Source organism: Blautia sp. CGZ-1-C1, from assembly GCF_056504575.1.
In genome coordinates this window covers 93,838-116,709 of the sequence record NZ_JBWLUT010000116.1, presented here as the reverse complement: position 1 = coordinate 116,709, position 22,872 = coordinate 93,838, and the positions used below count along the sequence as shown (strand labels likewise).

18 protein-coding genes are annotated in these 22,872 nt (G+C 40.1%); 13 read left to right on the top strand and 5 right to left on the bottom strand.

Annotated elements, in window-relative coordinates; translation table 11 throughout:
* Positions 1–61: 61 nt before the first annotated feature.
* Positions 62–1,084, top strand: coding sequence for a GTP-binding protein (locus AC058W_RS11025; protein WP_117845735.1), 1,023 nt, complete (start codon positions 62–64; stop codon positions 1,082–1,084).
* A gap of 670 nt (positions 1,085–1,754) precedes the next feature.
* Here the strand turns inward: AC058W_RS11025 and AC058W_RS11020 are convergent.
* Both AC058W_RS11020 and AC058W_RS11015 read right to left on the bottom strand, forming a co-directional pair.
* On the bottom strand, positions 1,755–5,087 hold the full coding sequence (locus tag AC058W_RS11020) for a TRAP transporter large permease subunit (RefSeq protein WP_479390079.1): 3,333 nt from the start codon (positions 5,085–5,087) through the stop codon (positions 1,755–1,757).
* Positions 5,088–5,642 carry a TRAP transporter small permease gene (locus tag AC058W_RS11015; protein WP_008705255.1) on the bottom strand — a complete coding sequence of 185 codons (555 nt, stop codon included), beginning with the start codon at positions 5,640–5,642 and terminating at the stop codon, positions 5,088–5,090. It lies immediately after the preceding gene.
* A 1,035-nt stretch (positions 5,643–6,677) separates the two neighbouring features.
* Between AC058W_RS11015 and AC058W_RS11010 the strand changes: the two genes are divergently transcribed.
* Together AC058W_RS11010 and AC058W_RS11005 are read left to right on the top strand one after the other, a co-directional pair.
* Positions 6,678–7,145 carry a DUF3990 domain-containing protein gene (locus AC058W_RS11010; RefSeq protein WP_019163165.1) on the top strand — a complete coding sequence of 156 codons (468 nt, stop codon included), beginning with the start codon at positions 6,678–6,680 and terminating at the stop codon, positions 7,143–7,145.
* The gene (locus AC058W_RS11005; protein WP_118411492.1) at positions 7,129–7,572 is read left to right on the top strand and encodes a hypothetical protein; all 444 of its coding nucleotides are present in this window, start codon (positions 7,129–7,131) and stop codon (positions 7,570–7,572) included. Before AC058W_RS11010 ends, AC058W_RS11005 begins: the two co-directional genes overlap by 17 nt.
* A 72-nt stretch (positions 7,573–7,644) precedes the next feature.
* Here the strand turns inward: AC058W_RS11005 and AC058W_RS11000 are convergent, their stop codons facing one another.
* Both AC058W_RS11000 and AC058W_RS10995 read right to left on the bottom strand, forming a co-directional pair.
* Positions 7,645–8,010, bottom strand: a complete 366-nt coding sequence (locus AC058W_RS11000; protein WP_118411491.1) for an MGMT family protein — start codon at positions 8,008–8,010, stop codon at positions 7,645–7,647.
* Positions 8,011–8,396: 386 nt separating this feature from the next.
* Positions 8,397–8,912: a DUF2798 domain-containing protein gene (locus tag AC058W_RS10995; protein ID WP_118136222.1), complete on the bottom strand. Its 516-nt coding sequence runs from the start codon at positions 8,910–8,912 to the stop codon at positions 8,397–8,399.
* A 420-nt stretch (positions 8,913–9,332) separates the two neighbouring features.
* On the opposite strand from AC058W_RS10995, the gene AC058W_RS10990 reads away from it, so the two are divergent.
* The 7 genes from AC058W_RS10990 to AC058W_RS10960 all read left to right on the top strand — a co-directional run bounded on the left by AC058W_RS10990 (position 9,333) and on the right by AC058W_RS10960 (position 18,230).
* The gene (locus AC058W_RS10990) at positions 9,333–9,725 is read left to right on the top strand and encodes a VOC family protein (RefSeq protein ID WP_118411490.1); all 393 of its coding nucleotides are present in this window, start codon (positions 9,333–9,335) and stop codon (positions 9,723–9,725) included.
* Positions 9,726–9,820: 95 nt separating this feature from the next.
* Complete coding sequence (locus AC058W_RS10985) at positions 9,821–11,587, top strand: sensor histidine kinase (RefSeq protein ID WP_118419937.1); 1,767 nt, start codon at positions 9,821–9,823, stop codon at positions 11,585–11,587.
* Positions 11,584–12,972: a response regulator transcription factor gene (locus AC058W_RS10980; RefSeq protein WP_479390078.1), complete on the top strand. Its 1,389-nt coding sequence runs from the start codon at positions 11,584–11,586 to the stop codon at positions 12,970–12,972. The genes AC058W_RS10985 and AC058W_RS10980 overlap by 4 nt, the downstream gene beginning before the upstream one ends.
* 98 nt (positions 12,973–13,070) lie before the next feature.
* Positions 13,071–15,080 (top strand): alpha-amylase family protein, encoded by a 2,010-nt coding sequence (locus tag AC058W_RS10975; RefSeq protein ID WP_019163155.1) that lies wholly within the window; start codon positions 13,071–13,073, stop codon positions 15,078–15,080.
* Positions 15,081–15,103: 23 nt separating this feature from the next.
* Positions 15,104–16,411, top strand: coding sequence for an extracellular solute-binding protein (locus AC058W_RS10970; protein WP_118136217.1), 1,308 nt, complete (start codon positions 15,104–15,106; stop codon positions 16,409–16,411).
* Positions 16,412–16,487: 76 nt separating this feature from the next.
* Complete coding sequence (locus AC058W_RS10965; protein ID WP_019163153.1) at positions 16,488–17,384, top strand: carbohydrate ABC transporter permease; 897 nt, start codon at positions 16,488–16,490, stop codon at positions 17,382–17,384.
* Between the two features lie 225 nt (positions 17,385–17,609).
* Entirely contained in the window at positions 17,610–18,230 is a 621-nt protein-coding gene (locus AC058W_RS10960; RefSeq protein ID WP_182364448.1) for a carbohydrate ABC transporter permease, read from the top strand.
* 69 nt (positions 18,231–18,299) lie between these two features.
* Here the strand turns inward: AC058W_RS10960 and AC058W_RS10955 are convergent, their stop codons facing one another.
* A complete protein-coding gene (locus AC058W_RS10955; RefSeq protein WP_118411488.1) occupies positions 18,300–19,523 on the bottom strand; it encodes a dicarboxylate/amino acid:cation symporter in 1,224 nt (407 codons plus the stop codon).
* A gap of 425 nt (positions 19,524–19,948) precedes the next feature.
* Here AC058W_RS10955 and AC058W_RS10950 point away from each other — a divergent pair, with 425 nt between their 5' ends.
* The 3 genes from AC058W_RS10950 (at position 19,949) to AC058W_RS10940 (ending at position 22,606) form a co-directional block, all read left to right on the top strand.
* Positions 19,949–20,332 (top strand): DUF3783 domain-containing protein, encoded by a 384-nt coding sequence (locus AC058W_RS10950; protein ID WP_118411487.1) that lies wholly within the window; start codon positions 19,949–19,951, stop codon positions 20,330–20,332.
* 28 nt (positions 20,333–20,360) lie between these two features.
* Positions 20,361–21,482 (top strand): glycerate kinase family protein, encoded by a 1,122-nt coding sequence (locus AC058W_RS10945; protein WP_173699744.1) that lies wholly within the window; start codon positions 20,361–20,363, stop codon positions 21,480–21,482.
* Between the two features lie 188 nt (positions 21,483–21,670).
* Positions 21,671–22,606 carry a LysR family transcriptional regulator gene (locus tag AC058W_RS10940; RefSeq protein ID WP_055054165.1) on the top strand — a complete coding sequence of 312 codons (936 nt, stop codon included), beginning with the start codon at positions 21,671–21,673 and terminating at the stop codon, positions 22,604–22,606.
* Positions 22,607–22,872: the final 266 nt, after the last annotated feature.

Sequence of the window (22,872 nt, the reverse complement as noted above, 5' to 3'; positions counted from 1 at the left end):
CAGATAAAAAATTATCAATTATTATGCGATATAAGTTTACGAAAGGAATGGAAAACAACGAATGGTTAAGGTAGATTTAATCACAGGTTTTCTGGGATCAGGGAAGACGACGTTTATCAGGAAATATGCGAAGTATCTGATGGATGAAGGAAATAATATTGGAATACTTGAGAATGATTATGGGGCAGTGAATGTGGATATGATGTTGCTTCAGGATCTGATGGGAGATAATTGTGAGTTGGAGATGATTTCTGGTGGATGTGACAAAGACTGCCACAGGAGGCGGTTTAAAACGAAGCTGATTGCTATGGGAATGTGTGGATATGACCGGGTGATCGTGGAGCCGTCAGGGATTTTTGATGTGGATGAGTTCTTTGATATTCTTCATGAAGAACCACTGAATCGCTGGTACCAGATTGGAAATGTGATTGCGATCGTGGATTCCAGGCTGGAGAATGATCTGTCGGATGAGGCGGATTTTATTCTGGCTTCTGAGGTGGCAGATGCGGGATGTATCGTGATGAGCAAGAGCCAGGAGGCTTCACCGGAGGAAATTCAGGGGACAATTGATCATGTAAATCGGGCGCTGGAGAAGGTGCATTGTCGCAGGAGATTTGGCGGTTTAGGTAAGGAAAATACGGAACAGGATATGGATAAAATGGGTAATGTTATCCACAAAAACTGGGATGAAATGTCGAAAGAGGACTTTGCCGGGATTGCGTCCTGTGGATATGAGATGTCAACTTACCGGAAACCGGAGCTCGAAGCGGATGAAGCGTTTACTTCTCTGTATTATATGAATGTGAAAACGACCGAGAAGGAACTGCGGGAAGCGGCAGAGAAGATTCTGTCTGATCCGGAATGCGGACATGTATTTCGTATGAAAGGATTTATGAGAGTGGACGATGGTGATGGAATTTCTGGAAAGTCTGTTCAGACGGAGAAAAATGGGAAAAAGTGGATTGAATTAAATGCTACTAAGAATGAAATTACGATCCGTCCTCTTCATGTAGGGCAGGAGGTTTTGATTGTAATTGGTGAGGATTTGCAGGAAGAGAAGATAAAGTCTTATCTGAAAATATGAAAGTTGCAGTTCACTTTGTTTTAACCAAATCAAGTAAGTCCCCTGCTTCAATTGCGAAGAGCAATAAGCAGTGGGTGGGGACTTGCTTGTATCAGAAGGGGTACAAGCCCCTTCTGATAAACTGCGAAGCAGTTATTTGGTTATGAGCAAGTAGCGAAAGCGGATTGCGAATATCCGATTGACTCAACACATGTGGAATCCTATCTGAATTATTATAAAAGAGCACTTGAAAATTCAAGTGCTCCATTGTATAATCTACTTAGAAGTTGACCGGAAGCTAGTTCCGGTTGCCCTCGGTAAAATTAATGTGAAAAGAATTTAAGCATCCCACCGCCCAAAGTTGGATGCTTATTTCTTTTTATGTTGATCTATGTAAGTCAATGCCGTAAAGATTACTAATAATAAAGTAAGAACTTCCATTGTGTTCATCAGGCATCCCCTCCTTTCATAAAACTGGAAGGCAAGGGTAGAAACTTCGCATCCGGAGTCTGTTCAATTATACCAGTTCAGTATAACGTTAAAGAGAGAAGATATCAAGTACTTTATGTTCTAATACTTAAATTATATAAATAATTAAACAGGGTATGAAGCTCATCTTTATTTGATGAAACTTCATACCCTGTTCTTTTATTTTTATGGAGATATTAACTTTTCTAATTGGATAAAGGTGTTATTTTGTAAACAGATCAACCAGATCCTGAGCGTCGTCGTAGTCCTGGCTCTTGAGTTCGTTTACGAACCACTCGTCAACGCCGTCAACAGCTTCCTTGAAGGAATCGATATCCATATCAGATTTCTCTGTGAATGTCACGCCGTTTTTGGATTCCCAGCGTTCTTTGATCTCATCATCGCTGGAACGGTTGATGTAACGCTCGTATTCAACTGCTTTCTGTCCACATTCATCAACAACAGCCTGCTGTTCTGGTGTCAGGTCGTTGTAGATGTCTTCGTTGATACAGAAGAACAGACAGTCATAAATTGCATCCCACATAGAGCAGTAAGGCTGAACTTCCTGAACGCTTGCAGCGTCGATAGCAGGAAGTGGATTCTCCTCACCCTCAACAGTGTTCTGCTGAAGTGCTGTATAAGTTTCAGACCAGTTCATGTTAGTAGCATCAGCACCCCATCTCTTGTAACATTCCATCAGAAGGTTGGAACCGGCTACACGAACTTTGAGGTTCTTCATATCGTCAACAGTTTTCACTTCATGTTTGCTGTTTGTCAGTTCGCGGAAACCGTTTTCTGCGATACCCATGCAGTGGAGTCCGTATTCACCGAGGATTTCTTTCAGCTTCTCACCGGCTTCGCCGTCAAATTTTGCATCAGCATCATCATAAGAATCATAGATGAATGGAAGAGAAACAACATTGAAACGTGGATCGAATGCGGAGTAAATCAGGTTGGAATGCATGGAGATCTGAACCGGGTCACCATTCATCAGAGCCTGAATACCTTCGGACTGGTTGCCGTTTGTCAGCTGGTCGGCAGCGTAAATGTTGACTTTGACTTTGCCGCCTGTAGCTTTTTCCATCAGTTCACCGAACTTACGTCCGCCGTCAGCCCATGTACTTGTCTCAGTGGTGGAGCATGCGAAGTTCCAGGTTGTTTCCGGCCAGTCCAGATCACTGTAATCTTCCACTGTGTTGAAGGAATCCTTTGTGAAAAGATCAACCAGATCCTGGGCATCGTCATAGCCCTGGCTCTTCAGTTCGTTTACAAACCAGTCATCGATACCGTCAACTGCATTTTTGAAGGAATCGATGTCCATGTCTTCTTTCTCTGTGATTGTTACACCGTTCTGGCTTGCCCAGCGTTCTTTGATCTCGTCATCTCCGGAACGGTTGATGTAACGCTCATATTCAACTGCTTTCTGTCCTGCCTCGTCAACAACTTCCTGCTGTTCTGGTGTGAGGCTGTTGTAGATGTCTTCGTTGATACAGAAGAACAGACAGTCATAAATTGCATCCCACATAGAGCAGTAAGGCTGAACCTCCTGAACACTTGCTGCGTCGATAGCGGGAAGTGGATTCTCCTGACCTTCAACAGTGTTCTGCTGAAGTGCTGTGTAGGTTTCAGACCAGTTCATGTTTGTGGCATCAGCACCCCATCTCTTGTAGCATTCCATCAGAAGGTTGGAACCTGCTACACGAACCTTCAGGTTCTTCATATCGTCTACAGATTTAATCTCATGTTTGCTGTTTGTGATTTCACGGAAACCGTTCTCTGCAATACCCATGCAGTGGAGTCCGTATTCACTGAGGATTTCCTTCAGCTTTGCACCTGCTTCGCCGTCGAATTTCGCATCTGCATCGTCGTAAGAATCATAGACGAACGGAAGAGAAACAACGTTGAAACGTGGGTCAAATGCAGAGTAGATCAGGTTGGAGTGCATGGAGATCTGAACCGGGTCCCCATTCATCAGAGCCTGAATACCTTCGGACTGGTTGCCGTTTGTAAGCTGGTCAGCAGCGTAAATGTTGACTTTGACTTTGCCACCTGTGGCTTTTTCCATCAGTTCACCGAACTTACGTCCGCCATCAGCCCATGTACTTGTCTCAGTAGTGGAGCATGCGAAGTTCCAGGTCATTTCCGGCCAGTCAAGGTCGCTGTAATCTGCGATTGTGTCAAAGGAGTTATTGCCGTCTCCTGCCTCCTTGGAAGCTGTGTCAGAGGAAGCGGAGGACTGATCACCTGTGTAGGAGCCTTCTTTTGCAAGAGCTTTTGGAAGGAAAGTGGAGGTGATCGGGATGTATGTAACGATCAGAAGAACTGCAACGCAGGCTGCGATCATTGGCACAACTGCCCTTGAGATCTCCTGCAGAGTAACTTCCAGACCTTTTTTGATCTTGATGCTGATTGCTACGAAAAGGTTTACGCCTACAGGAGGAGTTACCTGTCCGATTGCAAGGTTTACAGTTGCCATAACACCGAATGCTACTATATCGTATCCAAGAGCCTTACATACAGGAAGCATGATCGGGATGAAGATGTACATAGCGGAGTTTGCATCGATGAAGCATCCTGCGATCAGGAAGATGATATTTACGATCAGCAGGAAGGTAAACTGGTTATGTGCGATGCTTCCAAGTAAATTGGAGGCGGCATCTGCAATACCGAATTTGGTACATACAAAGGAGAACAGAGAGGCACTTGCTACGATGAGCATGATACCGCCGGTTGTCTTTGCTGAGTCTACCAGAATGTCAAACATATCGCGGAAGGAAACTTCGCGGTAGATGACCATACCTACGAAGAGTCCGTATACAACGGATACGGCTGCTGCTTCTGTTGGTGTGAAGATACCGCCGTAGATACCGCCCAGAATGATGACCGGCATCAGGAATCCCCAGAAAGCATCTTTAAAAGCGTCCCAGCGTTCTTTGCCTGAGGCTTTTTCTCTGGATGGTTTGATGTTGTGTTTCTTTGCTTCCAGCATTACTACGATTACCAGTGCCACGCCCATAAGAAGACCTGGTACGATACCTGCCATGAACATATCTGCGATGGATGTGCCTGTGATGGAGGCATATACAACGAAGGCGATACTTGGCGGGATGACAATGGCGATGGAGCTTGAGGTTGCCATCAGTGCTGTGGAGAATGGTGCGGAGAAACCGCCTTGTTCTACCATTGCAGGGATCAGTACGGCGCCAAGAGCTGCAACAGTTGCAGGGCCGGAACCGGAGATGGCGCCGAAGAAGCAGGCTACGATAACACATACGATGGCGATACCGCCTTTTTTGTGGCCTACGCAGGTATCAACGAATTTGATCAGTCGTTTGGAGATACCGGCTTTTGCCATGATGTTTCCTGACAGTACGAAGAATGGGATTGCCAGGAGCAGGAATTTGCTGATTCCTGAGTACATGTTGGTTGCTACGATCGTCAGGGATGTACCGGAGTAGAGGATTGCGCATACGGAGGAAAGTCCGAGGCAGATTCCGATGGGTACACCCAGGATCAGGAATATGAAGAAGGAGATAAATAAGATTGCACTGATCATTTATTTGGCCTCCTTTTTGTCTGTTGTGATTGTGTTCATGTTACTTTTTGTGCTGTTGTCGGTATTTTTGGCACTGTCGGTTTTGCAGCAGAAGTCCAGACAGAATTCAATGAAGTGAAGAATCATGCATCCTGCACCGATGGGTACGAAGGACCAGAAGATCCATTCAGGCCAGTTTAATACGAAGGTTCTTTTTCCATTCTGAAGCTGAGTGATTACTTTGTCCATTCCGTATTTGAAAAGGATGACGCTGAAGATGATGCTCAGGACTGTGATCAGAATCACGGATGGTTTCTTCAGTTTCTTTGGAAGGCGGTCTGTGACCAGTGTCAGGCTGACCAGTTCTCCTTCGCGGCAGGCCAGTGCGGCTGCCAGCAGGGTGATGAGTACGAATACCGCTACTACAAGTTCTTCTGTGAAGGACCAGGAACGGTGGATGACTTTACGGGAAAATACGTTTCCCACAGTCAGCACCAGGATCAGCAGTGTGGAGATCACAAGGACGATCTTTTCTACTGCAGCCAGTGCGTTCATGATTTTTTTGTAGATTTTCATGCTCTCTACTCCTCTCAAAAAATTTGCTGCTGTTTTTCGGAATTTGGAGCAGATTCAAGGCAGATGGAATGTAATGGTTATAATATGTAATTAGTTACATTTTTCATCTGTGGTGAATTCTGTTGTCTGCGAAAAACAGAAGTAGTGTTTCGGTTTCAGATCGACAGCCTGGAAAAGAAAGTATGTCTCGTGTGTCAGGGCTTTTTTATGTTATAGGAATATTATGGAGTAATTTCCTATAACATAAAAAAAGTCCGCCCCATGCAGGGACGGACATATGATATTCCGTAACCACCCTGTTTCACCTTTGAAACAAGTACGATTCTGCAACGTACCGATATACGCGGCTCCTGTAACGGGGGGCGGCCGGGGAAGCTTACTGTGAATACGGCAATATCTGTGATGGCTGTATTCAAGGGTTCGGCTTTCCTTCTCGGGGATGATATTCGAAACAGGTCTGTCACTGCATTTCACCGGACTGCAGTTCTCTGAGGACAGGGGGACTGTTTTTACTGGTTCCCTTCGTTGAATTTATGCGTTATAGGTTTAGCTGTTTAAAAAGCTAAAGCAATTTTAACGCTGTTTGTTTTGAAAGTCAAGAGGTTTTTGTAAGTATTTGGGGGAAGTTTGTTGGTGTGGGGCGTACACAGCGCAAGAGGGGACGCGCGAAGCAGCATCTCTCTGCAGGTTCAGTTCCGGGGGCTAAGTAACTCTAAGGTGGGGGAAATTCGCTAAAAGCATGAAGAAAAATGCAAAACTCGCTCCGTCGCAGACTCCGCTCAGACAGGTTGCTATTTTTCTTCATAACGCGGATTTCCCCCGTCTAAGAGTTACTAAGCCCCCTCCAAATTCACCTGCAGAGAGATGCTGCTTCACGCTGATTATTGGATGTGCTAGAAGAATGAGTTTGTTGGAAGAAATTGGGTGGAGCCAATTTCTTCTTGGGGTGGTTGTGGAAGGGTAGGGGATGATATATACTTATGACATGAGTACATACAGTGATTATAAAATTAGGAAGGGGAGGTCATAATTTAGATGGTGTTGTTTCATGGAAGTAGAGAAATCGTTAGATTTCCTGAGGTGAGAAGAGCGGTTTTTAATAAAGATTTTTATTTCGGTTTTTATTGTACTGTTTATAAGGAACAGGCAGAACGGTGGGCGACCAGATATGGGAAAAAGGGATATGTGAATAGTTATGATTATATTCCGAATCCTGCATTGAAGTATTTGAAGTTTGAAAAAATGACGGATGAATGGCTTGATTTTATTGCAGCATGCAGAACGGGAAAATCGCATACTTATGATATTGTAGAGGGACCTATGGTTGAAGATACAATCTTCAATTATGTACAGGCTTTTGTGGATGGGAAAATAACAAGGGCTGCATTCTGGGAGCTTGCAAAGTTTAATCATCCAACGCATCAGATTAGTTGTCATACAATTTCTGCATTAGATACATTAACATTTATGGGAAGTGAGGAAGTTTATGGGAACAAGAAATAACAGCAATTTATTTTATACGTGTAGTTTGATTGAATATGTAGGGCGTATTCGGAAACAGAAACGTTGTATGGTTCTGGATTTGATGGGGAGAGAAACACTGGAGCGGATTTATGACTATGCGGATGTTTTTCATTGTGAACCAATTGAGAAGGTTGCATCAGAATTTGTAGAAGAATGTCAGATTTCAGAGGGTGAGTTTGATAATGTTGGAGAGTGCAGGTATCGTGTTCCGGATTATTGGACGATCGGTGAAGTTTATGAACGGGTGATTGAAGATTGTTATCAGGATCAGAAGATTATGAAAGGGGTATGGGAAGTATATCATTCCTGGATAGATGAAAGTATATCGGACTATAATACGGATTTTTATTATCAGTCACGTGATTATATTGCAGAATGTTATAAAGCTGGAGAGATACTGGAATAAATGATGGTATAAACAAGTAAGTTTTCTGTTTTAACTGTAAAAAACAATAAGCAGAGAACTTACTTGTTTTGTTTATATGTTATTTTGCTTAAATACACTTTCAAAATACAAAGCATCGTCAAGGGTAGTTTTCCACTGATATTTTTTGAGGTCGGTTTTCCATCCCTTGTCTGTGCGGATGACAGTTACTCCTTCACTTTCGAGAAGGATTTTTTGCTGGTCGTAGGTTTCGAAAGAGGTGGCGCCGCTTAGAATGCCGGAGGCGTTCAGGATTCGGTGGGCGGGGATGTTTGGGTCGAGTTTGCCGGTGCGGAGGGCGTAGCCTACCTGACGGGAGTTTTTGGGTTTCTGGCAGAGGAGGGCAATCTGACCGTAGGTGACGACGGTGCCGTAAGGGATGTTTTGGCAGACGATGGAGGCGCGTTTGTAGAAGTCCATGAATATAAAAATCCTTTCGTTTGAAGTGAGTTTTTGCTTGTAAAATTAGATGAAAATATAAGAAGAATATATCATGGATTTTAAGAAAACACAAAATGATTTTTTGTCTTAATGTTTGACGAAAATTGCGCAGAAAAAATGTTGCTGATAATTATCTTTATGAGTATAATATAATAGAAATTTGAAATTTCAAAAATTAGTGAATCTTTTTCATAAAGAGAGAACTAAAAAGCTGGTGAGTCTCCACCATAAAGGGAGAACTTAAAAAAGCGGTGAGTCTCCACCACAAAGGGAGAACCTAAAAAAGCTGGTGAGTCTCCACCATAAAGAGAGAACCTGAAAAGTCAGAGGGCGAGAAATCACCCTCTCTTTATTATTATATGGACTTATTCCGCAAATCCTTGCTGTTCCATTTCATGTTCTATTTTACCTTCATTTTCCTGACCTGCTGATACGAACAGGTGACGGAATACGAATCTGCAGAATGGTCCGACAACCAGGATCTGCAGTGGGTAGGCTATGATGAAGTTCAGGCAGATGGTCTGGAGCCAGATGAAGATGAGATTTGAAGTGATTCCTGAAGATTCGATGGTTCCAAGCAGGCTCATCAGCGGTACCATTGTGCAGACGGTGAAGGTCTGGATGCAGAGGATGATGAAGATCGGGCGGTCAGTTGGTTTGGCTACGCGGAACGCGAAATATTTGGATGTTTTGCTGGCGATGAAGAATGCGCAGAGGAATCCGATGAACCATTCCAGCGGAAAAGAATGCAGTGCGTGACTGAATGTAGCCGCCTGAAGTCCACCGGTGTGGATAGCGACGTTATAAACGCCCATGATAAAGATTATACAGCCGGATGTGATAAGGGTGAAAATAAATTCCTGAAATTTTGTTTTTGGCATAGTTAAGCCCTCCTCATAAAATAATAAAAAACTCCATATAAACGCAAAAATGCCGCCTACCCGTCTGACAATGGATAAGCGACATTTTTTGTCGTATTTATTCTATCAGTTATTGGGATTCTATGTTATGGGAATTTTGCACAAAATATAATCGTGAAATAATAGCTTTAGAGTCTTTTTGACAAAGGGATAGGAACGTTTATTCATGGATGAGGATAAAATAAAGTATAAATAGAAGTTACAAATTCACTTGACAACCGAATAATTCTCTGCGTATATTGTAAAAAAATGAGATATTAAGTGACTGAAAAGTCTGATTATGGTTACTGGTTATTGCGTTCTCAGTAACGGATTATGAAAAGCAGTCTGACATAACGAGCGACAAAAAGTCACAAGGATCAGCAGAAAGGGGCAAAAACTATGGATTTAAAGAACTACTCAACAGGGGTACAGCACATTGGAATTCCGACAAATGACATTGATAAAACAGTAGAATTTTATCACAAATTAGGTTTTGAAACAGCATTTGAGACAGTAAATGAGGAAGCAAACGAGAAGGTTGTTTTCCTGAAACTGGGAACTCTGGTAGTGGAGACTTATGAGAACCATGCAGCGAAAATGGAGCATGGCGCGATCGATCATGTTGCACTTGACGTAAAAGATATTGAAGAGATTTTCCAGTATATCAATGAAGCTGGTTTAAATTCTACACAAGATACCATTCATTTCCTGCCATTCTGGGAAAATGGAGTGAAGTTCTTTACAATTGAAGGACCGAATAAGGAGAAGGTGGAATTTAGTCAGTATCTGTAAATAAAAAGGAAATAATCATTAAGGGTCGATACATTGACGGAAACAGTGTATCGGCTTTTTGGGTAATGTTGGATTAATAAGTGGGGGTGGTGCGAATGCGTAAAAAATATCATGAGCTGTCTTTGGCGAAAAAATTTTCTCTTACAAGTATTGGCTTCTTTTTTCTCACAATCCTTGTATTAACTGTATTGATTCAGTTTTTATACGAAAAATCAGTATTAAATATCACCAGCGAAAGCTATAAGGAAAAGTTTGAGATAGTGTCTGATAACAGTCAGAGTATATTAGAGAATTCGGGAAAGATAGCTAAGGTAATATTAACAGATGAAGCAATACAAAACTGGTTTTTACAGGATTCTGAGGAATCAGCAGATCAGTTAAAATATAAAATGCAGGTAGAGAAACGTCTGGATTATTTGGATGCATTGTATCCAGATAAACAGTATAGCAGTATTTCTGTTTTTGACTCATATGGACATATGGTAAATTCTAACAGTATTCGATCTGAGGCATCAAAATACGAACAGTTTTTTAACATAATAAAAGAGAATTATAACGTAAAATGGTTGGATTTATATGAAGTATCCCTGGGAGATTATGAGAAAAATGGAATTGGTTATATCAGATATTATAGAGATTACGATTCGGGACTTATTAAAGGATATGTTCTTATAGAATATCAGTCGCCACTTCTGATAAATAATTTTGCACATATCAGATATGGGGAGACAGGCAGTTATCTGATTGCTGATACAGATGGAAACAAAAAAATAGAAAATGATCAGGATGTATCAGGAAATATTTCGGAAGAAGAGTATTTTCAATGGGCTGAAGATAATAAAAAAGGAGGAAAAGTATTCAGGATTGACGGTAAAAGATATCTTGTGACAGCGTCAGTAATCCCTACACTGGATTGGCTTATGATTGGTCTGACACCAGTGAATGAACTTACAAAAGCCGGGAAAGCGATGACACAGATTATTTATGTAGTAGGAATTATTGCTGCTTTAATCAGCACATTTTTCAGCCTGAGGGTTTCTCGCAGTGTAACAAAGCCTTTGATATATTTGACAGATACCATGAAAAAATTTGGAAAAGGAGATCTTTTTGTACGTGTTCCTGTATTGTATGAGGATGAAATTGGAATATTATCGGAAGAGTTTAATAAGATGTCTGAACAAATCAGGCAGCTGGTTGATCAGGTATATAGAGAGCAACGGGCAAAAAGAAAATCTGAGCTTGCAGCACTTCAGGCACAGATTAATCCACATTTCTTATATAATACATTGAATAGTGTAAGTTCGCTTATCAAAATGAATTGTCCGGATGAAGCATTTATCATGATTCAGGCGATTGGTACATTTTATAGAACTTCACTTAGCGATGGAAAAACATTAATACCGCTGGAACAGGAAATAACAAATATAGAGAATTATATAAAAATACAGAAAGTCAGATATGGAAATAAAATAGAATATGAGATTGATATAGAAAATGAAATTTTGCAGGAGTGGATTGTAAAACTGACACTTCAGCCATTGGTAGAAAATTCTATATATCATGGTATAAAGGAAATGAGGGGAAAAGGAATTATCCGAATCAAAGGATGGAAAGAGAAGAATAAGGTTTTTATTCAGGTGTCAGATAATGGGCTTGGAATTCCAGAAGAAAAATTAGAAGAACTGTTTAGTAAAGATTACAGAGAAAAAGGCTCAGCATTTGGATTATTTAATATTCAACAAAGATTGCAGATTTATTTTGGAAAAGAATATGGTCTTACAGTAGAAAGTAAACTGAGTCAGGGAACGAAGGCAACAGTGTGCATTCCTGTAGATTTTAAGAGAGAAGAGGATAGAAAATGAGGGTATTCCTTGTAGATGATGAATTTTTGCAGAGAGCGTTAGTGAAAAAAACAGTTGACTGGAATAGTCTGGGTATGGAAATATGCGGAGAAGCAGAAGAAATTATATTGACCGCTTATGGTGAATTTGAATATGCAAGGGAGGCACTTTCTTTTGGAGCAGTCAGTTTTGTGCTGAAACCGTTGGACCCTGAAGAATTAACAAAAGAGCTTCAGAAGTGTAAAGAAAAACTGGAACATATTTATAGACAGAAATCTTCTGTAAAGAAAATGCAAAAGGATCAGTTTCTTTTAGAACAGCTTTCAGGTATGGTACCTTCTGAAAATCAGCAGAGTAAATGGGAGGAAATGAAGATTCCGTTTGATAAACCATTATCAGTGGCTTTGATTAGACCTGAAAATAAACAACAGAATAACAAAATGGCAGAAGAAATGGAAGAAATAATCCAGGATTATTTTCCGGTATATGAAATGATTTCTATGAACCAAGGATATGCTTTTATTCTATTTGGAGAAGAGAATATGGAATATCAGATTCAGCTTCTCTGTACTTATATGCAGGAAATTATGAATAGTAAAAGGAACTGGAATGGAGGAATCAGCAGGGTATTTTCAGACATCAGAGAATTGAAAGCGGCCTATCAGGAGGCATATTCTGCAGCCAGAAAAGGAAAAACAGAACAGAAAATTCTGATTTACGAGCCAGTAGATATGTTTCAATTTATACGATCATCGTTATATGATTCGGAAGTATTTTTGTATTATATCAGAAAAAATGAATATGAAATGCTCACAAAAGAGATAGGTGAAATGTTTATTCAAATGGAAGAACAGAATGTCCTTTCTGACACAGCAGTATATATATCTACGGATATTCTGATCCATATTTGTCTGTATATGTCTGAACTGGGAGTTGATTTTTCTTTAGTTGTGGAAAAAGAACAGAGACAATTAACAGGATTGCAGAATAATGGTGAAATTGAAGAAATTAGAAGTGTATTAATGTGTATATTGGAAAAATGCCGCATATGTGCAGCAGAAAATAAACTTCCTGCAACAAAGAAAAAAGTAAATGATGCAGTAGATTTTATTGATAGTAATTATAGTAGGATTGATATGAGCTTGAATCTGGTAGCAGATACAATTGGGGTGAATGCGAGTTATCTAAGTAATATATTTAAAAAAGAAAAAGGATGTTCATTAAGTAAGTATTTGACTCAGACACGTCTGGAACAGGCAAAGAAATATCTTACAGAGTATCCGGATAAAACACTTATAGAAATTGCAGAGTCAATAGGATACAGTGACGTTTATTATTTTAGCAAGAATTTTAAAAAGTATTATGGTATTTCTCCGTCTAAGTACCAGGAAGAGAGAAAAATGTAATTATCCAAAATATTTCCCAGACGTCCAAAGAATCTACATTCACGTAATAGCACAAAAATGGTAATCTTGTCTCATCAAAAGACAGGAGGTAAAAGGAAATGGCTGAAAAGGAAATTCCATTTCGACAAATTCATCTGGATTTTCACACCAGTGAAGCCATTGAGGGGGTCTGCTCAGAATTTGATGCGGAAGAGTTTGCCCAGACTCTTGCGGATGCGCACGTGAATTCTATTACTTTGTTTTCTTGTGGACATCACGGAAATTTATATTATGATTCCAAAATGTTTCCGGAAATGGTCCATCCTCATCTGGCACACAGAGATTTGTTGAGAGAACAGGCTGAAGCCTGCAGAAAACGTGGAATACAGGTAAACCTTTATACAACCATTCGCTGGAACAAGAGAATCGCAGATATGCATCCGGAATGGATCTGTATTGATGAAAACGGAGCACTTCAGGACTATAAGGGAAAGGGGTATTTTGAGGCTGGTTTTTATAAAAACCTTTGTGTAAATACACCGTATCGTGATTTCTTGAAAAAGCAGTTCGGAGAAGTTCTGGAAACGATTCCGGGAGATGGAGTATGGTATGATGCAGCTTTTATGAATGAATGCTGCTGTCCATCCTGCCAGAAACTTATGCGGGAAAAAGGTCTGAATCCTGCAAAAAAGGAAGACCGTCAGGAATTTGCAAGGTGGACTTATTATGATATGGTCGAAGATCTGACCGCATTTGCAAAAAAATATAATCCAGATTTTCATGTCTGCTATAACAAAGGACATGTTGGATATCTCGATAAACCAGTGATAAAGGATTATTCGTATTTTTCTTTTGAATCTCTTCCGGGAGTAGAATGGGGATATCTTGATTTTCCTGTTTCTGCTAAATATATGAGGAATTTTGGAAAAGAGTGTCTTGGACTGACAAGCAGATTCCACACAGAATGGGGCGATTTTCATGCATTTCGTAATGAGGCAGCTATGGAATATGAAGTATTTTCCATGCTTTCCCATGGATGCAAATGTACGATTGGTGACCAGATGGATTACTGGGGAAAATTGAATAAGGATATGTATCAGCAGATCGGAAGGGTTTATAAATCTGTAGAAGAAAAAGAACCCTGGTGTGAGAATGCAAAACCAGTATCTGAAATTGGTGTTTTTACAGCAGAAGAATTTTATGCTACAGGCGTAGCAGGACAGATTCCAGGTGCATCTGAAGGTGTGGCAAGACTTCTGATGGAATATGGATATCAGTTTGATTTTATTGACAGTACTTCTGATTTTGGAAAATACAGGTTGTTAATTTTACCGGATGTAATTCCTGTAGATGAAATATTAGGCCGGAAACTGAGTGCTTATATAAATGCAGGAGGCAAATTACTGGCAAGTTATCAGTCTGGTCTTGACAAAGATCACCAGAAATTTATGATCTCAGAACTGGCAGTAAAATATCTTGGAGATGCACCATATAGTCCGGATTTTATATGGCCGAAAGAACATCTGGCAAAGGGTCTTGCAGATGCAGAACATGTAATGTATGACAAAGGAACACTTGTAGAAGCGACAGATGAGGCTCAGTTTGTCCAGAAAGTAATCCCGCCGGTATTTAATCGTACATATGAACATTTTTGTTCTCATCTTCATTCTCCATCAGGAAGAAAAGAAGTATATCCTGGTATTGTGGAAACAGAAAATACAGCGTATTTTATTCATCCGATTTTTACAACATATCAGAACTGGGCACCTGCATGGTATAAAAAGATCCTGAGAAATGAATTAGACAGAATGCTTCCGAATCCGCTGATTCAGCATAATGGACCATCAACAACACAAGTTACAGTGTTAGATCAGGAACAAGAGAACAGAAGAATTGTACATGTACTTCATTATGTACCGGTGAAGAAATGTAAAAATCTTGAGATTGTTGATGATATTATTCCTTTATATAATCTTAAGATTACTATGACAGAAGAACGTGAAGTAGAGAAAATTTATACAATACCCGATAAACAGGAAGTTCCATTTGTACAGGATGGAAAAAAACTTGAATTTACTCTAAAAGAGATTAAGGGACATCAGATGACTGCTGTTTGTTACAAAAATTAGTAAGGAAAAGAGGAGGTTTTTATATGAAGACAGGGAAAAAAGTTTTAGGGGCTGTATTAGCGGCAGCAATGGCATTATCATCTATTACACCGGTATTTGCAGCAGATAAAGTTAAGATTACATTTATGAGCCGTGACAGTGGTGATACACCTATAGCAAAGGTTTATGAAGACCAGATTGCAGCATTTATGGAAGAAAATCCTGATATTGAAGTTCAGAACGATTCTGTTTATGAGGAATCTGCTTATAACAATAAACTGAAAGTTGCATTATCTACAGGAGAAACACCAAATATCTTTTATTATCCGGCAATTGCCGGCCTGAAAGAATGGGCACAGAATGGAGTTCTGTTGGATCTGACAGATTCACTTAACGAAGATGAAGAATGGAAGAACACGTTCCTGGATGGAGCATTAGATACATATGATCTGAGTGCTTATGGAGTGGATGGAATCTATGCATTGCCAAATGAACTGAATGTGGATGCTATTTTCTACAATAAGGCTTTATTTGAAAAAGCCGGTATTGAGAAAACTCCAGAAACAATGGATGAACTGTATGAGGATATTGATAAGCTGGTTGCTGCCGGAATTACTCCGTTTGGAGTAGGCGGAAAGAATACCTGGGTTATGGGACATATCTTTAATAATATTCTTGCTAAAAGAATCGGAAGAGATGGCATTATAAAATTGGGTACTGGCGAGAAAAAATGGACGGATGATGATGTAGTAGAATGCCTGCAGATTACAAAAGATTTAAAAGATAAAGGTGCTTTTGCAGAAGGATTTGAAGGAATGGATTATAATACTCAGATGAATCAGTTCCTCACCGGAGAAGTAGCAATGATTTCTCACAGCAGCCCTATCATTCCTGAAATGTTTAATACTGAATCAGAAATTTTGGATGATATTTCATTCTTTGCATTCCCATACTTTGAAGATAAACCAGAGTATAAAGATACACATGTAGTATATACTTCCGGATGGATGCTTTCAGGAACTATGAGTGATGAGGAAAAAGAGGCAACTCTAAAACTGGTGAAATATATGACATCTAAAGAGTCTATTCAGGCACGTATGAATGCAGCGATGAGAGTTGCTCCATATAAAGATATTGATGCATCGGAAGACGCACCGCAGATTTTCAAAGATATGGTTGAATATACAGGTACTATTAAAGATTCTGTAGGAGAATATTTTGACTATGATACCTGCTCTACATTAGTAGATACTTCAAGAAATGGAATTTTGAACATGATGCTGTCTGATTCCGCTGAGAATACAGCACAGACTATTCAGGCAGATATTGATGCAAACCGTCCACAGAGCTGACAGATAAAGCAAAAGGAAGGGGGGGAGAGCACCCTTCCTTTTGTTTACTCAAAAATAGAAAAGAGGAGGGGTTATTTTGGAAAAAATAAGGAAAAATAAGAAAGTTATTGCGGTATTTTTGATACCTGCAGTATTGATCTATCTTTGTTTTGAATTGATACCTGTAGTTATGTCTGTCTATTTTTCATTTAATGACTGGCCTGGGCTTCAGGCGGTGCCGCTTAAATTTGTAGGATTTAAGAATTATAGTAATCTGTTCCATAATGCAGTTTTTCTTAAGTCGTTGCAGAATGTTCTTATTTACGTTGTTGTAAGTGTTATTTTGCAGGTTCCTATTGGATTTGGACTTGGATTACTGATCCATCATTTCAAAAAAGGACAGAGATTTTTTAAAGCTGCATTTTTTATTCCTATGATTTTATCAGTGACAGCAGTAGCATTGTTATGGAATTTTATTTATTTTCCTACTGACAAGGGAATTCTGAATAGTCTTCTTATTAAAATTGGACTTGGAAATTATATTCAGCAGTGGCTGGTTAATCCTAAAACTTCTTTGATATGTCTGATTGTTGTCAGTACATGGACCAGTGTAGGATATTATATGATCATTTGTTTGGCTGGTCTTACTTCTATACCGGATTCTGTTTTGGAAGCAGGAGAATTAGATGGAGCAACTGGCTGGAAAAAGATTTGGAATCTTTATATTCCAATGCTTTGGGAACCATTAAAAATGTCTACGATCATGGTGATCACTGGAGTATTAAAGATTTTTGATACTGTATACATTCTGACACCTACAGGAGGAACCAGTAACTGTACTATTGTACCAGCACTTTTAATGTATAATGAAGCTTATAGATATGGTCATTATGGAACTGGAAGTGCGATTGCTACGGTCATCTTTGTATTAAGTGCTGCTGTTTCTATTTTTAGTTTGAAACTTATGAATCAGAAAGAATCCATAGAATATTAGGGGGGATAGATCATGAAAACAAAAAAACATTCCGCAGGGTATTATATAGGATTTCTGATATTTATTATAGTTGCTTTGATCAATATTTATCCGATGGTATTTTCAATCTTCTGTTCTTTTAAAGGAAATTTGGAAATATTTTCATCATTTACTGCTTTACCTAAGAAATTACGGATAGAAAATTATTTAACTGCATGGAATGTGGGAAATATAGGAAGATATTTTTTGAATACAATTATTCTTGCAGTTGGAACTCTTGCGATATCATGTCTTTTTGGAGCAATGGCATCGTATGTTCTGGCAAAATTTAAGTTTCGCGGAAAATCAAAAATATATTTACTGTTTATTTCAGGAATGATGATTCCTATTCAGGCGGTATTAATTCCGTTGTCTTATATTTTTGGAAAACTTGGAATTATGGATAATTATCCGGTATTGATTTTGCTTTATGCGGCGTTTTGTTTTCCAATGACAATTTTGATTCTTACTGGATTTATGAATGGAATTCCGACAGAATTAGAAGAAGCGATGGTAATTGATGGAGCAAATATTTATCAAGTATTTTTTAAGATGATTTTGCCACTGTCAGTTCCGGGAATTGTAAGTGTTTCAATTTTTAATTTTATACAGGTATGGAATAACCTGTTGTTTCCTCTTATTTTTATTTCTGATAAAGATAAAGGTACTATTTCTATGGGACTTCTTGCATTTTTTGGAGAATACAGTACAGATTATAGTTCCAGCATGGCAGGAATTTGTCTTACAACCATTCCGGTAATTATTGCGTATATTTTCTTCCAGGAAAAAATAGAGAATGGTTTAATGAGCGGAGCTGTTAAAGGGTGATAAAAAAGTTGTTGTACTTTTCATTTCCAATATGAAAAGATACAACAACTTTTTTGTATTCCTTATGTATTAATCCTCAAGCTTAATTTTCTCTTTCAGAACTACACAGCCTGCCATATCGCCAATAACGTTAACGCAGGTAGCACCCATATCGCAGAGTGTATTGATACTGATATAAACACCCATAACACCTGCCGGCAGGCCTGCCATAGTTGCCAGGGCTGCGAAGGATGCGATGGCACCGCCCGGGATTCCAGGGGTTCCGACTGACAGGAGTACGTTTGCCAGAAGGATTACGATCATCATGGAAATGCTTACATTAATTCCACATGCATTAGCGAAGAACATGATCATGAATGACATCAGGATGGATACGGCATCCATGTTTACAGTAGCACCAAGAGGAATGGCGATACTTGTGATTTTGTTGGATACGCCCATTTCATCTTCCATACGCTGTTTGCTGATGGGAATGGTTGCTGAACTGGAGCAGGTTCCGAATGCGTTCAGAGCTGCAGGAAGCATTGCTTTGAAGAATTTCACAGGGCTTTCTTTGCCGATGAATTTCACGGAGCCGCCGTAAATGACCAGGGCAAATCCGAAGAATGCCACATACAGGATGATCAGCTGAGTTGCCAGTGAAATGATGGTTTCTGTACCGTTGGCTTCTACAACAGGAACGATAGTACAGAATACACCGATAGGTGTGAAGTACATAACTGTGCTGATGACTTTCAGACAGACTTCATTGCAGGAATCGATTACATTCAGAAGTGCTTTACCTTTTTCACCGATAGCGATAAGTGTGAAGCCTACGATGACTGCGAATACAAGTACCTGAAGCATATTTCCGTTTGCGAAAGCTGCAACCGGATTGGATGGGATCAGGTTTTTGATGGTGTCCAGAATGCTGGTCATCTCAGTTGCCTGGATGTCGGAAGTTGCCATCTCGAATTTAACACCTTCGCCAAGATGGATCAGTCGCGGGATGATCAGTCCTGCCAGGCTGGCAAGTGCTGTGGTGCACAGGAAAAAGATCATGGCACCGGCTGTGATCTTGCCGGTTGTGCGGGCATTTCCGATACTGGAGATACCCATGATAATGGAACAGAAGACCAGTGGAAAGATCATCATGTTCAGGGCATTCATGTAAATGCTTCCTATGAGACTTGTGACGGTAAGAACCGGTTCGAACCGGTTTGCCAGAAACAGACCGGTAATGATACCCAGGATCAGTCCGGTAAAGATTGCTGTGGTAATATGTTTTTTATACCACGAATAGAATTTTTTCATTTGTTCCCTCCTCGTTTTCGTTTCCTGATATGGAAAAATAACACGACAATACTTTACCACAATAATGTGTGAATTACAATATTTCCCGTTGTTTTCTTATTTGAGTGGGAGTGTTTCCGAAATGCTCAAGGAACATCCTGCGAAATAGTTTGTAATTGATAAAGCCATGCCGCTCCAAATTGTAACACAGAAAAACAGGCATCGATGATACAGATATCGAAGCCTGTTTTTCTGCGTTGCCGGAAATTATTTTGTAATATTCCTGTGACATAAAAAGTCCTATACAGGCTATTATGATTGTCAGGTGCAGGTGAAGAGGGTATAATAGTTGTAATTATTTAACTAAATCAAGGAAGAACCTGCTTCAATTGTAAAGAGCAATAAGTAGTAGGTGGGGATTTACTTGTATCAGAAGGAGTGTTTATATGAAACCAACTATTTTATTAATAAATTTTCAGGATCAGCAGAAGCTTCGTAAGTTAAAGATGGCATTACTGCCTTTTAAGATTCGTTTAAAAACTGTAGAAACTCAGGACTATAGTCAGCCAATCGGATATCTGGCAGGAGTAAAGGACGTTTCTCAGGTACAGATTCCATCAGCGCTGATACCTCAGGAGCAGATGGAGAAGGAAATGCTGATTCTTGCAGGAATCACCGGGAATCTGTTTGACCAGGTGCTTTACACTCTGCGGAAAGCAGGTACACCTGTGGATTACAAGGCAGTTCTGACGGAGCATAATCAGAACTGGAACTGTATGCAGCTTTATAAAGAACTGGAGAAAGAACATAATATGTATCACCCGTCTTAAATAATAGAAATAGTTGGAGGTTTTGGCTATGAAGGTTGTAGTTGCAGTTGATTCATTTAAGGGAAGTATGACTTCCATGGAAGCAGGAATGGCTGTCAAAGCAGGTATTCTTGCAGCAAAAAAGGACGCAGAAGTGATCGTAAAACCTCTGGCTGACGGTGGAGAGGGAACTACGGATGCGCTGATCGAAGGTCTGAAGGGAGAACGTGTGGATGTGACAGTTACAGGTCCTTATCATGAGCCGGTTCAGGCATATTATGGATATCTCAGGGAAAGTAATACCGCAGTCATGGAAATGGCAACAGCAGCAGGTATCACACTTTCAGATAAGAAGGAGCCTATGACCGCTACCACCTATGGAGTGGGAGAACTGATCCTTCATGCAATCGGCAGAGGTATCCGCAACTTCATTATCGGTATTGGCGGAAGCGCCACTAATGACGGCGGAGTGGGTATGCTGAAAGCACTTGGCTACAGATTTCTGGATGAAAAGGGAGAGGATGCCGGAGAAGGCGGACAGGCACTTGCAAAGATTGTATCTGTAGAAATTTCAGACAAAAAGCAACTTCTTTCCCAGTGTAATTTCAGGATTGCCTGTGATGTGATCAATCCTCTCTGCGGTTCTCAGGGAGCTACATATATCTATGGACCGCAGAAGGGAGTTACCTCCGATATCCTTCCGGTTCTGGATGCAGGCATGAAAAACTATGCAGAGGTTACTGCCAAAGTGATTGGTAAAGATAACCAGAATGCAGCAGGTGCAGGTGCGGCAGGCGGACTTGGATTTGCATTTCTGAATTATCTGGATGGAGAGCTGACACCGGGAATACAGCTTATTCTGGATGCTGTCCATATAGAGGATGAGATGAAGGATGCAGATGTGGTTGTGACAGGGGAAGGTCGTCTGGATCATCAGACTGCCATGGGAAAAGCCCCGGTGGGCGTTGCGAAGCTTGGCAGGAAATATGGCGCAAAAACCATTGCATTTGCAGGAAGTGTTACGAAGGAGGCAGTTGCCTGCAATGAAGTAGGAATAGATGCCTTCTTTCCAATCGTGCGCGGAATTTCCACACTGGAAGAAGCAATGGATCCGGACACTGCAAAAGCAAATATGGCTGCAACTGCAGAGCAGGTATTCAGACTGTTGTAATTATTTTTTATAAAAAATCTTCTGAAGCAGATAGGAAATCGATTTGATATGTCTGCACAGGAGATTTTTGTTTGCAGAAATTGCAATGTTGAGAAACTTCAGATGATATAGTAAAATTATTACAGCCAGAGAAAATACTTTGAAAAAAGTTGATTAAAAGATCTAAGGATATGTAAGGGAGAGACAACATGACACTAACACAGATGAATTATATCATCACAATTTCCGAAACTGGTTCATTAAATAAAGCTGCGGAGGCGTTGTATATTTCCCAGCCTTCTCTGACCAATGCAGTGAAGGAACTGGAGAAGGAGCTTGGAATCATTATATTCAACCGCAGCGGCCGTGGTGTGACACTGACCAATGACGGGACAGAATTTCTGATGTATGCCCGTCAGATATACGGACAGTATGAAAGTGTGGTTGAGAAATACAGTGAGGGTGGTTCCTATAAGAAGAAATTTGGCGTTTCCACCCAGCATTATTCTTTTGCAGTGAAAGCATTCGTGGATATGGTGCAGAAGTTTGATGTGTCGGAATATGAATTTGCCATCAGGGAGACAAAGACTGCAGATGTGATCAGTGACGTCAGCGCCATGAAAAGCGAGGTGGGAGTACTTTATCTCAGTGATTTCAACAGAAAGGCACTGCTAAAGCTTCTCCACTCTGCGAATCTGGAGTTTCATCATTTGATTGACTGTCAGGCATATGTATATTTGTGGAAAAATCATCCACTGGCAAATGAGAAATCTATCAGCTACAGCCAGCTGGCAAAATACCCTTGTCTGTCCTTCGAACAGGGAGATAAGAGCAGTTTTTATCTGTCAGAGGAGATTCTGTCTACCAATGAATATTCCAGAACAGTTAAGGCTTCAGACCGGGCGACTATGCTGAATCTGATGGTAGGACTTAATGGCTATACCCTGTGTTCCGGAATTATCTGTGAGGAGCTGAATGGCAGTGACTATCTGGCAATTCCCTTTGAAGGAGATGAGCAGAACCAGAACAGCGACATGGAGATCGGCTATATTACCAGAAAGAATTCGATTCTCAGCAAGGTGGGGAATCTGTATGTCTCTTCACTGAAGAAATATCTGGAGCAGAATACTGTTTCTGCGGAGTAATAAAAAAGAATTACAGAAAGCAGAGGAATATTGATTTCCTGATTTGCATATGCTATAGTGCTTGTAGGCAAAAGGATAATATATGTCTGTGATAGACGACAAAACCCCGGAAGTGTACCAGATTTCCGGGGTTTTTATTCCTGTTTTAGGAGTGGAAAGGATGTAAAACAAATAAGTGATATTTATCTGAGAAAAATGATATTTACCCGAGATATGTGATATCATATCCTGCAGATTTCAGTTAATATAAGAAAACAATTAAAAGG

Bases quoted from the DNA above. Each gene is read 5' to 3' on its own strand.
- AC058W_RS10945 (WP_173699744.1), top strand. From the start codon at position 20,361: ATGAAGGTTGTAGTTGCAGTTGATTCATTTAAGGGAAGTATGACTTCC.
- AC058W_RS11010 (WP_019163165.1), top strand. From the start codon at position 6,678: ATGGTGTTGTTTCATGGAAGTAGAGAAATCGTTAGATTTCCTGAGGTG.
- AC058W_RS10955 (WP_118411488.1), bottom strand. From the start codon at position 19,523: ATGAAAAAATTCTATTCGTGGTATAAAAAACATATTACCACAGCAATC.
- AC058W_RS11015 (WP_008705255.1), bottom strand. From the start codon at position 5,642: ATGAAAATCTACAAAAAAATCATGAACGCACTGGCTGCAGTAGAAAAG.
- AC058W_RS11025 (WP_117845735.1), top strand. From the start codon at position 62: ATGGTTAAGGTAGATTTAATCACAGGTTTTCTGGGATCAGGGAAGACG.
- AC058W_RS11020 (WP_479390079.1), bottom strand. From the start codon at position 5,087: ATGATCAGTGCAATCTTATTTATCTCCTTCTTCATATTCCTGATCCTG.
- AC058W_RS10985 (WP_118419937.1), top strand. From the start codon at position 9,821: ATGCGTAAAAAATATCATGAGCTGTCTTTGGCGAAAAAATTTTCTCTT.
- AC058W_RS10950 (WP_118411487.1), top strand. From the start codon at position 19,949: ATGAAACCAACTATTTTATTAATAAATTTTCAGGATCAGCAGAAGCTT.
- AC058W_RS10980 (WP_479390078.1), top strand. From the start codon at position 11,584: ATGAGGGTATTCCTTGTAGATGATGAATTTTTGCAGAGAGCGTTAGTG.
- AC058W_RS11000 (WP_118411491.1), bottom strand. From the start codon at position 8,010: ATGGACTTCTACAAACGCGCCTCCATCGTCTGCCAAAACATCCCTTAC.
- AC058W_RS10975 (WP_019163155.1), top strand. From the start codon at position 13,071: ATGGCTGAAAAGGAAATTCCATTTCGACAAATTCATCTGGATTTTCAC.
- AC058W_RS10995 (WP_118136222.1), bottom strand. From the start codon at position 8,912: ATGCCAAAAACAAAATTTCAGGAATTTATTTTCACCCTTATCACATCC.
- AC058W_RS10990 (WP_118411490.1), top strand. From the start codon at position 9,333: ATGGATTTAAAGAACTACTCAACAGGGGTACAGCACATTGGAATTCCG.
- AC058W_RS10970 (WP_118136217.1), top strand. From the start codon at position 15,104: ATGAAGACAGGGAAAAAAGTTTTAGGGGCTGTATTAGCGGCAGCAATG.
- AC058W_RS10940 (WP_055054165.1), top strand. From the start codon at position 21,671: ATGACACTAACACAGATGAATTATATCATCACAATTTCCGAAACTGGT.
- AC058W_RS11005 (WP_118411492.1), top strand. From the start codon at position 7,129: ATGGGAACAAGAAATAACAGCAATTTATTTTATACGTGTAGTTTGATT.